Origin of the sequence: Eubacterium sp. AF19-12LB (assembly GCF_003479125.1) — a bacterium.
Classification (GTDB): Bacteria; Bacillota; Clostridia; order Lachnospirales; family Lachnospiraceae; genus Eubacterium_U; species Eubacterium_U album.
On the sequence record NZ_QUGP01000001.1, the window covers coordinates 16,198 to 29,582 of the forward strand.

The window sequence follows — 13,385 nt, forward strand, 5'->3', positions numbered from 1 at the left end:
ATATGATAAGGAGAAGAATATGACACAAAAATATTATAATTTCGAAAAGCTTACACCTGATAAAGATGCGGATATATCAGTGTATGAAGAAGCAATTGAATTCGTATTTGATAATTCGGATGTTACAAATATTGCAATTTCTGGAGCTTATGGTGCCGGTAAAAGCAGTGTTATAGAATCATATGAGAAAAAACACGATAATAAAAATTTCCTGCACATTTCTTTGGCACATTTTGAACCTACAGAACGTAATGAATCAGAGGATAGTGTGAAAGAAACTACTCTTGAGGGTAAAATATTAAATCAGTTAATACATCAGATTCCGGTAGATAGAATACCACAAACAAATTTTAGAGTAAAAAAGGATGTAGGAAGAAGGAATATAATCATTATTACAATACTGTTATACGTGTTGCTTGGTAGCATAACATTCATATCAATGTCAAATAAAATCCAAAATTGGGTAGATGCATTATGTGATGGAAGATTGAAAAGTTTATTGGCTATCTTCACGAATGACTTTACTGTTTTTTTTGCAGCTATTGCGTTAGCCGGTAGTGCATTTATTTGCATATATAATGCTGTTAAAGTACAGAAAAATAAAAATTTATTTCATAAGGTTACAGTTCAAGGGAATACTATTGAAATATTTGAAAATAAAGATGAGTCATATTTTGATAAGTATCTGAATGAAGTACTTTATCTCTTTGAACAAGTAGAAGCAGATGTAATCGTATTTGAGGACATGGATAGATTTAATTCCAATGTTATTTTTGAACGTTTAAGAGAAGTAAATAATTTAGTTAATGTACATAAATATAATAAGTTTAAAAACAAAAAGCGGCATAAACTGATTAATAAGATTTTTCGCGGGAAAGAAAAACAGTACAAACCCTTACGATTCTTTTATTTGTTAAGGGATGATGTTTTCGTTACAAAAGACAGGACGAAATTCTTTGATTATATTATTCCAATTGTTCCAGTGCTGGACGGAACTAACTCATATGACCAATTTATAAGACATTTAAAGAAAGGAAATATATTAGAAAAATTCGATAGTACCTTTTTACAAAGACTTGCATTATATATAGATGATATGAGAGTTTTGAAGAATGTGTATAACGAATTTCTTGTATATATGTATCGTTTAAATAATACAGATCTTAATTGGAATAAAATGTTAGCTATAATTGTGTATAAGAATATATTTCCAAGAGATTTTTGCAATCTTCAGTTAGGTAAAGGATATGTTCATGAATTGTTTGAACAAAAAGAAAATCTTAGCAAAGAGACAATAGGAAAACTGGAAGAAGAAAAGCAACTTATACAGGAGAAAATAACATATATAAATAAAGAGAATCTGACTGATGTACAAGAATTGAATGATGCATATGAAGCAAAGTACAATAGATTACCAAGAGATTCGTGGTATAACCAATTAACCCAAGAAGGTCGAAAAGAAAAAGATAAGTTAGAAAAAGAAAAAGAAAAAAGAATAGAGGTAATAGATAACAGAAATAAGGGGATGATGACTGAATTAGAAGTAAAACTTCAGGATATTGAACAAAGAATTTCTGCTACAAAAACAAAATTATTAAGTGAATTAATTACTAGAGATAATACTGATTCGATATTTATGATAAAGAGCATAAATCCTATTGGTGAGGAGAATCAATATAATGAAATTAAGGGGAGTGATTATTTAGAACTACTAAAATTTCTTATTAGTAATGGGTATATTGATGAAACATATAATGATTATATGACATATTTTTATGAGGATAGCTTATCTGCTCATGATAAGATGTTCTTGAGAAGGATAACTGATAAAAAGGGAAGTGATTATGAATATTCTCTTAATGATGTTGAGAAGGTACTATCCTCTCCAGTTTTAAGAGTTGTTGATTTTTACGAGGAGGAAACTCTAAATTTCAATCTTTTAAAAGGGCTTCTTGTTAATCAGGAAAATCCTAAATATCAAAAATATTTATCGGCATTAATAAAACAGATGAAAGATAATAAGGATACAGAGTTTATATCAAAATTCTACGATAGCACACAGTTTGATAAAACATTTATTATTAAACTGAATGAACAGTGGACAGATTTCTTTAGTTATATTGCTGTGAACAAAATCTTACCATTGAAACAGATAAGAGGATTTTCGCTGGATTCGCTATGTTTATTAGATGAGAATAAAATACAGGATATTAATGTAGAGGGATGTCTTACTGATTATATATCAAACCAGAGTGATTATTTAAACATTCAAAATCCAGATGTTGCAAAAATAATTTCTCAATTTTGTATTCTTGGTGTAAAATTAAAGAAAATTGAGATTGATACAGCAAATAAAGATTTGATTGTAGGAGTGTATGAAAATAATTTATATGAATTAACATTTGAGAATATCAAATTAATGATTAAGTCAATGTATGGGGAATATGATTCATATAATATCGAACATAGAAATTATACAGTTATTCAAGGAAAATCGGAATCTCCATTAGCTAAGTATATTGCAGAAAATATAAATAGATATGCAAATGAGTATTTAAAAAATTGCAATGGATATATTGAAGATTCAGAGGATGTTGCCATTAAATTTATTAATGATGAAAATGTTTTAGGCGATATACAGGAAAAGTATGTAAATGTATTAAAAACAGTTATTTCAGATATATCGGTAATACAGAATAAAAAATTGTGGAATGAAATGCTTGACAAAAGGATAATTAAAAAGACAGTTCCGAATATTATACATTATTATACAGAGTATTGTTGCGATAGCCAGTTAATCAAATTTATTAATGAATGTGATGCGGGTATGGACTATTCTCATATTGAGAATGAGTTTGGTGGTGAAATTGCAAGACAATTCTTTGATTCTGTAGCGGTAAACAATGAGATTAAAACAAGTAGATATCAAGAAATTTTGTGCAATATGGGATATGGTTATGATGTTTATGATGCGTTTGATATTTCGGATGATAAGATGGAGGTGCTGATAAAGAAGGATGTTATAGAAATGAATAATGTCGGATTAGAATATATTCGAAATCATTATAAAAAATATACAGCATTGTATATAGACGAAAACATAGAAGCATATTTGAGAATTATTACTTCAGATAATTTTAGTTATGAAGAAGCTTTGCATATATTAGGTATGGAAATAGGAGATAAAGAAAAAATAGATTTACTTGGATTAACAACAGAACCTATATCGGTAGTTGGAAAAGGTTATTCGAGTTCTCTTATTAAATATATTCTTGATAATAATTTTGATGAACATGATGAGAATGAATTATATCAACATTTTTCGGAATATGAAGAAGTTATTCAATCATCAATATATAGAGTTGCGAAATCGAGAATTGCTAATATAATTGATAATTCAACTATAGTACTTGATGATAATTTGTTATCAGAACTTTTGACAATGAGCAAATGTAGTATGGATGATAAGATTCAATTGTGGGCGAAGGCGCTTCCTAATCTGACAGAAGAAACATGTAAAAAACATTTTGATGAACTTGGATTTCCGGAACTTAAGGGGATTTTTACAAAACGAAATAACTATACAAAGACATATGAAGATAATAGCTTTATAAGGGATATACTATATGTGCTAAAGAAGAATACATGGATTTTTGATTATTATAAAAAGAGTGATGACGAAGGTTATGTTGTTGTGAAGAATCCAATCAAAGATAAAAGATATTAGTTTTGATTAAATGAATGAATATAGGGGGAAGTGAAGCTCACATTGACATATATGATGACAGAATGGAACTCTATTCTCTGGGAGAAATGCCAGATGATTCCATGATTCAGGAAAGAAATCCGCTGACTGTATCTTCTACCAGAAGAAATCCAGTTCTTGCGGATCTGTTTCATGCGGTTTTGATATATGGAGCGCAAAGGCAGTGAATTCGGAAGAATTATTGGTAAATTTGAATTTCAAATCAATTATAGTGAGAAAATAGATAATGTTTTGAGTTGACCTAATTAAATTTCACTGATATAATAAGTTTCACTATATGAGTGAAAGCGGTGATGTAAGTGAAAATAGATAGAATTGGATTAGAATGTGTTGAGAATAAGTTTTTAAAACTTCCCAATATTCAGAAGTATGAAGTTATCCACAGGACAGAAGGCGGTTTTATTGCATCTGTGGAGATGGATGATGGGTATGAGTTTCAAATAAATGCGTACTTCTTGGACAGGGTGTTTCCGTCTACAGTTATAAAATTGTTTGAAAAGCAGAATAAAAGTCAGGGAGTTAACATTTTGGTTGCTCCATATATTTCAGAAAGAACTGCACAAATATGTGAAGATAACGGAATGGGTTATTTTGACTATGCAGGAAACTGTTGGTTTGTGGGTCATTCTATTTATTTGTCCGAGAAAGGAAATAAGAATCCAAGACCAAAAGAGCAAAGTTCTGTGTCTATATTTGAAAGGACTTCCGTGGTGTCTTCCTGTATTTTGCGTGAGTTGTTTGCGAATGTAACTAAGATATGGAAGCTTAAATATCTATCGGAAAAGGTAAAATGCAGCATTGGACAGGTATCCAAACTGATGAAAGTTCTGGTGGAAAACGCATGGGTAGAAAAGTTACCAGATGGTTATAAGGTTATTGATCCGGAATCACTCTTGTTGGAATGGAGCAAGGATTACGGTAAAAAAGAAATAACATCCTATGCTTGCTATAGTTTAGATAATATATCTGTTATTGAGGAGCGATTAAAAAAATTGAAGATAGATATGGGGATTGATTCTTATCTTACAGGATTGTCCGGGGGAGTGCGTTATACACCAGTGGTCCGTTACAATAAGGTACATGTTTATATAGCACCGGAAGATATTCAGGAAGCAATTCGATATTTGGATATGAAAGAGGTAAACAGTGGTTCTAATGTGGTTATTTTTCCATTAGAGAACGATTCCTATATCAAGGATTATAGGGTGATTGGTGATTCTGCAGTAGTATCCCCTCTGCAAATATATTTGGATTGTATGCAGATAAAGGGCAGGGGAGAAGAAATGGCGGATGCGGTTTTGAAAAAGGAGATACTTAGATGATAAGAGATGAAGACTTGAAAAGCAGCGTAGACTATTCGGAGGGTCAGAAGCGGGCTGCACATAGAGTTTTGGTAGAGTTGGTTAATATTTTTGAGGAATATGAAGATGAAATCCGTGTGGTAGGAGGTTGGGTTCCAGATTTAATGTTTCCCCAAGAAGGTCATGTGGGAAGTGTGGACGTAGATATTATGATTAATCATCTGACTTTGCAGGATGAAGGTTATCAGAATATGTCGAGGATACTTCAGAAAAATGGATACAAGGAGCATCCGGAAAAATATTTTTCCTTTGTAAAGACAGTGATGGTGGACGGAATATCTTATGATGTGGATGTAGATATTTTAGCTGGAATGTATGGTGGTACACAATCGAAGAGAAGAAGTCAGCATGTGCAGGGCGTTAAGGCGTTAAAGGCAACAGGTGGTAATTTTGCATTTGAATTTCCAGCACAGAAGATTAGTGTGGAAGCAGAACGACCAGATGGCGCAATAGATGTTGCAAATGTCAGTGTTGTAGCAGTAGTTCCTTATTTAATAATGAAAACAGCAGCTATGGGCAGGGGAAAAGCGAAGGATGCGTATGATATTTACTTTATTATAAAACATTATATTGGTGGAGTAAGAGAACTGGCAAAAGAATTTGAACCTGTAAGGGGTAAAAATATTGTGATAGAGGCGAAAGCTAAGTTAGCAGGTAAATTTGCTTCTGAAAATCATGCTGGTCCAAAAGACGTAGCGGATTTTATGGATTTAGAGGATGAAGAAAGTATAGAAATGACCAAGAGGGATGCTTATGAACAAGTGCAGGCATTATTGAACTTAATATAAGTATTTAAAAAAATCAGAAATGTAATAGTCTCACCAGTCTCAAAATATTTTTGAGACTAGTGAGACTAACCCAAATAGAATGCTATCTCAACTTTGGGAAAATTAATTAAACTCATTCATAGCATCCACATATTCCTGTAATCCATTAGGTTTACAAGCTAATTCAGCATACAGCAGAGGATTCTCTTGTGCTAGCCGATATAGATACGCGATATCATCAGGTGTATCAAGTAAGACAGCTGAATTGCATTCTTCACAACTGATAATAAGAGACGTACCGGAATATGTATCATTGATAGCATTAATGATAACGGAATTAGTATCAGGTTCATACATACCAAACAGGTAACAAGGATTATTTTGTTTCATGATGTACTCCTTCCCACAGATACTTAGCACCATCAAGCAGATCAATGATGGCTGTAAGCATATTGTTATAGTCAGTTTGCAGTTCCTTGATTTTATTGCTTGTAGGAAGATTGTTTAAAGTTTGATGTTCATAGCATTCAATAAATGATTTCTGCATTTTAACTAATTGTAGATACAGTGCATTAACAGTCTGTACAAGAGGATATATGGTTTCTTTCTTGCCGACAACGCAGATGCGGTTATAGATGCAGGAACGGACAAAGTAATCTTTCTTCATCATGCCGCTGGCAAGGATGCGGGCTTCGATTTGCTTGCGTTCAGCATCGCTGATTCTAAAACTTATAGTTGGATGTTTGTGTTGATTGCTCATGATAAAGCTCCTTTCATAGAGGGTGTGGCAGCAGGCACAGTTAAGCACCCGCAAGCCACATTTGATTATTCGTTTTTAGTAGTAAAAGTAGATTATATCTGCCATGAATTTCGTAGATGTATGATTGAATAATTGCAACTAATTTGCTACTAAAGTTTTTGAAAACGATATGAAAAGAGTAACATTAGATGAAACAGATGCTGTGGAATGCCGCATAAAATCAGCATTTTTGATTTGATGATACTTCCTTTGGGAAGAGTTTGAATAAGTGAACGTATGTTCGAACATCCCATAAATAAAGGGAAAACACAGAATATAAGTCTCTTATGAGAACATTTTGAGAACAAAATTAAGAAAAAGAAGAGTTATTTTGACTAATAAGTTGAAATAGCTCTTCTTTTTTTGCTTGAAAAGCCGATAAATAAAGGAAATTAGAACTTTAAGCCTGATAAAAAAACAAATTTGTTTAATGTTGGTTACAAGAGAAAGAAGAAGTTTATTAAAGGAAAAGGTATAGTGCCACTAACTCCTATTTGGAAAGTAAAAGGACTAAAGTAGAACTACGGTCAAACAAAAACAATTTAATCAAGAGAGAGAAAGGAGATTAGAAATATGACAGATAAGATGTTTATGGAAGTTCAGGATGTAACAGAGATGCTAAATATTTCAGAAGGAAAGGCATATGAAATCATAAGAATGCTTAATGCTGAACTAAAAGAAAAAGGATATATCGTAGTTCGAGGAAAAGTAAATACAAAGTACTTTTTTAAGAAACTTATTTACAACGAGGAGTAGGAGGAAAAAATGTCAGTTTACAAAGATGAAAAAAGAAACAGTTGGTATGTAAAGTTTCGTTACGTTGATTATTACGGAGTAAAGAAACAGACAACAAAACGTGGATTTGCAACAAAGAGAGAGGCAAGTGAATGGGAAACTACTGAAAAGCTTAAAAGAAATTTTAATCTTGATATGACATTTTCAAAATTTTATGAGATTTACGAGGCTGATGTAAGGCATAGAGTTAAGGAGACAACCTGGGAAAACAAGGAAACAACGGTAAAAGCAAAAATCATACCGTTCTTTGGAGAAAGAAAAATGATAGAGATATCTGCAAAGGATGTAAGACATTGGCAGAAAGAAATGATTGAGTATAGGGATGAACAAGGAAAGTCATATTCCCAGTCATATCTTGCAACATTACACGCACAGTTAAGCGCGATATTCAACCATGCTGTAAAATTTTATGATTTGAAGAACAATCCTGCAAAGATTGCCGGCAGCATGGGAAGTAAAAGAGGAGGCAACATAATGTTTTGGACACAGGAACAATATAAAGCATTTATTGAATGTGTGATGGACAAGCCATTATCATTTTATGGATTTGAAATGCTTTATTGGTGTGGATTAAGAATTGGAGAATTATTAGCACTAACTCCGGAAGATTTTGACTTTGAAAAGAAGACGGTTTCCATTACTAAAAATTATCAGGTGGTAAGAGGTGAAAAGCTAATATTAACTCCTAAAACTGCAAAAAGTGTAAGAACAATATATATGCCGGAGTTTTTAAATGAAGAAATGGAAGACCTGATTAATAGTATGTATGAGCCTGACGGAAAAGAAAGAATATTTCCATTATCAAAAAGATATTTTCAACATGAAATGGAAAGGGGAAGTGAAATGTCGGGAGTACCGAAAATCAGATTGCATGATTTAAGACACAGTCATGTTTCACTTCTTATAAATATGGGATTTTCAGCATTGGAGATTGCAGAACGAATGGGCCATGAAAGTGTAAGAATTACATATCACTATGCGCATTTGTTCCCATCAAAGCAATTGGAGATGATTAATAAACTGGATGAAATTAAAGGAGAATTAGGAGATGTCTGATAGAAAATTGGATAGCAAAGGAAGATGGCGCAGCAGAGTAGTTGCATTTAGAGTTTCTGATGAAGAAGCAGAGTTATTAAATAGACTTGTAGACATATCAGGACTTACAAAGCAGGATTATTTAATAAAGAAAACAACAGACCATAAAGTAGTTGTAAAGGGTTCCATTCGCGTGTTTGGAGCCCTTAAGGCGCAACTTACATATGTATATGAAGAATTAAAAAGGCTGGATAAAGTTACGCCTAAAAATGATGAATTAATGGAATTGATTAAAGTAATTTCAATGATTCTTTTAAAGATAGAGGAAAATGAGAATCTAAAAGAGCAGCAGAGGGTGGAGAACTTTGAAAAGAAAATGGCAGAACAAAAAAGGCTTAAAAACAGCAGTATGGGAAACAGAAAGTTAAAAAGTTTTAGAGAAGAAGGAGAGAAAACAAATGTGTAAAATAATAGCAATAGCAAATCAAAAGGGTGGAGTAGGAAAGACTACAACAACATTAAATTTGGGAGTGGGTTTGACAAGAGAAGGGAAGAGGGTACTTTTAATAGATGCGGATCCTCAGGGAAGTTTGACAATTAGTGTAGGTATAAATGAACCGGACCAGTTAGATTATACACTTGCAAATGTGCTTATGGATATAGTAAACGAAGAAGAGTTACCAGCCAATAGAGGAATAGTTAGGCACGAAGAAGGAATAGATATATTGCCATCAAATATTGAATTATCAGGAATAGAAGTTTCTTTAGTAAATGTTATGAGTAGAGAATTGCTAATGAGAGAGTTTATAAGAGAAGTAGAAGATGATTACGATTATATTTTAGTTGACTGTATGCCTAGTCTTGGAATTATTACAATTAATGCCCTTGCCTGTGCAGATACAGTATTGATACCAGTGCAGGTTTCATATCTACCGGTAAAGGGTTTACAACAGTTAATAAAGACAATCGCAAGAGTAAAAAGGCAGATTAATCCCAAACTAGAGATTGAAGGTATTTTACTTACAATGATGGACTATAGAACCAATTACGCAAAGGATATTTCAACAGCAATCTATGAAACATACGAAGCGAATATTCCAATATTTAAGAGCATAGTGCCAATGTCTGTTAGAGCAGCAGAAACGCCAATTAAAGGTACAAGCATATTTAAACATAATCCGAAAGGAAAAGTAGCACAAAGTTATGTGAAAGTTACAGAGGAGGTTTTAGAACATGGCAACAAGAGAGAAAATTAAGTTAACAAGTTACAATGAATTACTTGGCGTAAACAACGATATGATTAGTGAAATAGATATAAACAAATTACATCAATTTAAAGATCACCCATTCAGTGTGGTTGATAACGAAAAAATGTTAGAGCTGGCTAAATCAATAGAGAACAATGGAATATTATCACCTTTATTGGTAAGACCATTGGGCAATGGTGAATATGAAATAATTTCAGGGCACAGAAGAAAGAGAGCCTGTGAAATTGCAGGAAAGGAAAAAGTTTCGGCAATTATAAAAGATATAAGTCATGAAGAGGCAATACCACTTATGGTTGATGCAAACTTTCAAAGAGAAGATACATTACCAAGTGAAAAAGCAAAAGCTTATAAAATGAAAATGGAAGCCTTAGCACATCAGGGAAAAAGTTCAGATGAAATGTCATCGGCAAAACAGATAGGACAGTTGGCAGGAATTTCAGACAGACAGGTTCAAAGATACATAAGACTTACGGAACTAATACGAGAATTAAGCAAATTGGTGGATGATAAACAAATAACATTTGTACTAGGTGTAGAGATTTCATTTTTGAAAACGGAATATCAACAATTAATTTATGAAAACATTTGCAAAGGTAAAAAGGTAAGTAAAGACAATGTACGGATGATTAGAGAAAATCAGGAAAATTTGTCATTAGAAGAAGTAAGGCAAATACTATTTGCTGACAAGACAAAGGTACAAAAAAAGATATGCAATGTGACGCTTAAAGAAAACAAGTTGTCTGAATTTTTTGATTCGACTTACACGAAAAAAGAAATGGAGAAAGTAATCTATTCATTGCTAAAGGAATGGAAGAAAGGAAAGGATTAGTGTATGGCATTTGAATATTATTATGGAAAACAAGCCGACCAATATAGTTTCATAAAAGTACCTAAATTGTTAGTACATGATAAGGCGTTCATTGGATTATCAGTGGACGCTAAGATGCTATATGGTTTGCTTTTAGACAGAATGAGTTTATCTATGAAAAACGGATGGCTGGATGAAGAAAACAGAGTTTATATTATTTATCAAATAAAAGATATTATGAGCGATATGAATATGGCAAGAGCAACAGCTGTGAAATATCTGCAGGAGCTGGTAGATTTTGGATTAGTTGAAAAAAAGAAAAGAGGTTTGGGGCTTCCAAACATATTATATGTTAAAAGTTTTCTTGTGGAAAAAGAAAGCACAGAACAAGAAAAAACTTTGGGTGGAAGGTATACAAATACACCAGAAACACCGAATAATACACAGAAGTTCAACAATTATACTTCAAGAAGTTCAAAAATTGAAACTCAGGAAGTTCAGAAATTGAACTACAAGGAGTTCAATAATTATACTTCCGGAAGTTCAGAAAATGAAATTCAAGAGGTTCAAGAATTGGACCCTAATAATACTAATATAAATAATACTAAAAACATTAATACTAATATCTTATCTTATCCGCTAACAGAAGGCGAAGAGCCAGATATGACAGGTGCAGATAATTGGACGCATAAAAAAGGGCTTAGTACAACTATGCCTAAAGCAGATAGGATGGGATGCGATAAGAAAAAATCTGAATATGAACTTTATATGGAACTAATCAAAGATAATATTGAATACGATGCATTGAAAGAACGTTATCCACTTGATGCAGAACTTATCGATGGAATAGTTGAAATGATGACAGAAGTTACAGTTAGCACGAATGATTATATTGTCATAGCGAGCAATTCGTTTCCGAAGGAAGTTGTAAAATCAAGATTTCTTAAACTTAATTTTTCACATTTGGAGTATGTCATGAGTTGCTTTAAATCAAATACAACCAAAGTGAAAAATATCAAAAAATATTTGCTGGCATCATTGTTTAATGCACCATCAACAATGAATGGGTATTATACAGCAGAGGTAAATCATGATATGCCACAGTATGCACCTAGGAGGTAAGGTTATGGAGAGAGCAAAAAGTTTAGTGGAATGCATAATAGCAATTATAATGTTTATATGCAGAGTGACAATTGCAGTACTGAGAAGTTTGCTAAAGATATTTTTAGTATTGACTATAGCAGTATTTAAAATTGTGTTTTCTTTAATAAGAGTTGTAGAGTATAATTAAAGACAGTTATTTATAGCTTGGGAGGTTTGACAAATGATAAAAAAATTAAAAAGAACGCTGATAGTTGTGGGGATGTTTGTTTTGATGATGGGAATTGGTACAAATATTCAGGTAAAGGCTGATACTTTGGGACAAGTAAAATCAATAAAAACAAAAACTAATTATAGGTATTATAAAGGCATAGTTAGTGCCAAGGATATGAGAAAAAAGAAAATTAAATACAAATATGGAATTAAAGCTTCATGGAAAAAGGTGAAGAATGCAAATGGATATGAGATATATGCTTATGGTGTTGCATCAAAGAAGTGGAGAAAAATTAAAGATACAAAAAAGACAAGTTATGTATTCACCAATTTATTAGAAAAGGACAAATTTAAATTTAAAGTACAAGCTTATAGAAAAATAAATGGAGAAAGAGTTTACGGTAATTGGTCAAAAAAGAAGACAATAAAAACAAATTCGGCACTTTATAAGATAAATAACAACTTTAAATTGCCGGGAAAATATTATGACAGATATGCAGCAGAACAGGCTTTTGTATTGCAGAATGAATATAGAAAAAGTGCTGGAAAACAAAGTATCGTTTGGTCGGATGTTTTATACGAAATATGTAAAGCAAGGGCAAAGGAACTTGTTAATGATTTCAGTCATAATAAATTTATAAGTACATCGACAGAGTTATTAGAAAAAAAGTATGGACTAAAAGATGGTGGAATACCATATGAGGGAGACGATGGTTATATACATTATCATATGTATGCAAATGCAGAAAATATTGCAATGGGGTATTATACATATAAGTCTGCTATGGAAGGATGGAAAAGTAGCCCGGGACATTATAGAAACATCATAGATGAAGAACACAGAGCAGGTGCCATTGCTTGCTATAAACAAGGTGGAAACACATATTGGGTAGTAATATTTGGTGGAGTGGATATAGATGGAAAATTAAGAAAACAATAAGAATAAGTATATGATTTCTTTTAAATTATAATAGAGAGAAGGAGAAGAACAGTGAATATAATTAATTATATTAAAAATGAATTAAAAAAAAGACGTTCAAAGTTTTATATATCAAAATATGAATTAGCAAAATCGGAACATAGATATTTTAGATATTTGTATCGCGAACGCCCAGAAGGTGCAATGTATTGGTATGAGTATAAAGAAAATCAAATCAATATAAATACTATAAATGCAGTTCCAGAAGAGGAACTTTTTTTCGCAAATGAAAAAGATATATTTGATGCTGAAGGAGACTATGGGGATTATTTTGCAGAAGTGATTTTTGATAAAAAGGATAAAGATTTTAGAAAATTAGAAAAATGGTATTTTTGTGAAGGCTGGAAGTTATGTGGTCATACATTAAAGATAGGAAAAATAATAAAAGTTGGTGATGTGGAATATGAAAATTTAAAACAAAAATATAGAAAAAAGTAATTGATATAATATAGAGAATAGTGTAGGCTAAGAATATAAAGGTAGTTGAACAAAC

At 32.1% G+C, this 13,385-nt stretch carries 15 protein-coding genes; 13 read left to right on the forward strand and 2 right to left on the reverse strand.

Annotated features, from left to right (window positions below; genetic code table 11):
* The first annotated feature begins 19 nt into the window (after positions 1 to 19).
* The 4 genes from DWX29_RS00065 (at position 20) to DWX29_RS00080 (ending at position 5,915) form a co-directional block, all read left to right on the forward strand.
* Complete coding sequence (locus DWX29_RS00065; RefSeq protein WP_118564850.1) at positions 20 to 3,727, forward strand: hypothetical protein; 3,708 nt, start codon at positions 20 to 22, stop codon at positions 3,725 to 3,727.
* A 14-nt stretch (positions 3,728 to 3,741) separates the two neighbouring features.
* A complete protein-coding gene (locus DWX29_RS00070; RefSeq protein ID WP_243053205.1) occupies positions 3,742 to 3,933 on the forward strand; it encodes an ATP-binding protein in 192 nt (63 codons plus the stop codon).
* Positions 3,934 to 4,065: 132 nt separating this feature from the next.
* A complete protein-coding gene (locus tag DWX29_RS00075; RefSeq protein WP_118564851.1) occupies positions 4,066 to 5,088 on the forward strand; it encodes a type IV toxin-antitoxin system AbiEi family antitoxin in 1,023 nt (340 codons plus the stop codon).
* Entirely contained in the window at positions 5,085 to 5,915 is an 831-nt protein-coding gene (locus DWX29_RS00080) for a hypothetical protein (protein WP_118564852.1), read from the forward strand. Before DWX29_RS00075 ends, DWX29_RS00080 begins: the two co-directional genes overlap by 4 nt.
* A gap of 102 nt (positions 5,916 to 6,017) precedes the next feature.
* Here DWX29_RS00080 and DWX29_RS00085 read toward each other — a convergent pair whose 3' ends face one another.
* Positions 6,018 to 6,284, reverse strand: a complete 267-nt coding sequence (locus tag DWX29_RS00085; RefSeq protein ID WP_118564853.1) for a hypothetical protein — start codon at positions 6,282 to 6,284, stop codon at positions 6,018 to 6,020.
* Positions 6,271 to 6,654: a hypothetical protein gene (locus DWX29_RS00090; protein WP_118564854.1), complete on the reverse strand. Its 384-nt coding sequence runs from the start codon at positions 6,652 to 6,654 to the stop codon at positions 6,271 to 6,273. The genes DWX29_RS00085 and DWX29_RS00090 overlap by 14 nt, the downstream gene beginning before the upstream one ends.
* A gap of 612 nt (positions 6,655 to 7,266) precedes the next feature.
* Here DWX29_RS00090 and DWX29_RS00095 point away from each other — a divergent pair.
* Genes DWX29_RS00095 through DWX29_RS00130 form a run of 9 tightly spaced genes read left to right on the forward strand, consistent with a single transcriptional unit; the run spans position 7,267 to position 13,330 of the window.
* Positions 7,267 to 7,449 (forward strand): DNA-binding protein, encoded by a 183-nt coding sequence (locus DWX29_RS00095; protein ID WP_118564855.1) that lies wholly within the window; start codon positions 7,267 to 7,269, stop codon positions 7,447 to 7,449.
* A 9-nt stretch (positions 7,450 to 7,458) separates the two neighbouring features.
* Entirely contained in the window at positions 7,459 to 8,544 is a 1,086-nt protein-coding gene (locus DWX29_RS00100) for a site-specific integrase (protein ID WP_118564856.1), read from the forward strand.
* Positions 8,537 to 8,989, forward strand: a complete 453-nt coding sequence (locus tag DWX29_RS00105; RefSeq protein ID WP_243053206.1) for a mobilization protein — start codon at positions 8,537 to 8,539, stop codon at positions 8,987 to 8,989. The genes DWX29_RS00100 and DWX29_RS00105 overlap by 8 nt, the downstream gene beginning before the upstream one ends.
* Positions 8,982 to 9,779, forward strand: coding sequence for an AAA family ATPase (locus DWX29_RS00110; protein ID WP_118564857.1), 798 nt, complete (start codon positions 8,982 to 8,984; stop codon positions 9,777 to 9,779). Before DWX29_RS00105 ends, DWX29_RS00110 begins: the two co-directional genes overlap by 8 nt.
* Positions 9,757 to 10,620: a ParB/RepB/Spo0J family partition protein gene (locus DWX29_RS00115; protein WP_118564858.1), complete on the forward strand. Its 864-nt coding sequence runs from the start codon at positions 9,757 to 9,759 to the stop codon at positions 10,618 to 10,620. Before DWX29_RS00110 ends, DWX29_RS00115 begins: the two co-directional genes overlap by 23 nt.
* 3 nt (positions 10,621 to 10,623) lie before the next feature.
* Positions 10,624 to 11,721, forward strand: coding sequence for a DUF6017 domain-containing protein (locus DWX29_RS00120; protein WP_118564859.1), 1,098 nt, complete (start codon positions 10,624 to 10,626; stop codon positions 11,719 to 11,721).
* A 4-nt stretch (positions 11,722 to 11,725) separates the two neighbouring features.
* A complete protein-coding gene (locus tag DWX29_RS12575; protein ID WP_158574471.1) occupies positions 11,726 to 11,890 on the forward strand; it encodes a hypothetical protein in 165 nt (54 codons plus the stop codon).
* A gap of 33 nt (positions 11,891 to 11,923) precedes the next feature.
* Positions 11,924 to 12,853 carry a CAP domain-containing protein gene (locus tag DWX29_RS00125; protein ID WP_118564860.1) on the forward strand — a complete coding sequence of 310 codons (930 nt, stop codon included), beginning with the start codon at positions 11,924 to 11,926 and terminating at the stop codon, positions 12,851 to 12,853.
* Between the two features lie 51 nt (positions 12,854 to 12,904).
* Positions 12,905 to 13,330, forward strand: a complete 426-nt coding sequence (locus DWX29_RS00130) for a hypothetical protein (protein ID WP_118564861.1) — start codon at positions 12,905 to 12,907, stop codon at positions 13,328 to 13,330.
* Positions 13,331 to 13,385 lie beyond the last annotated feature (55 nt).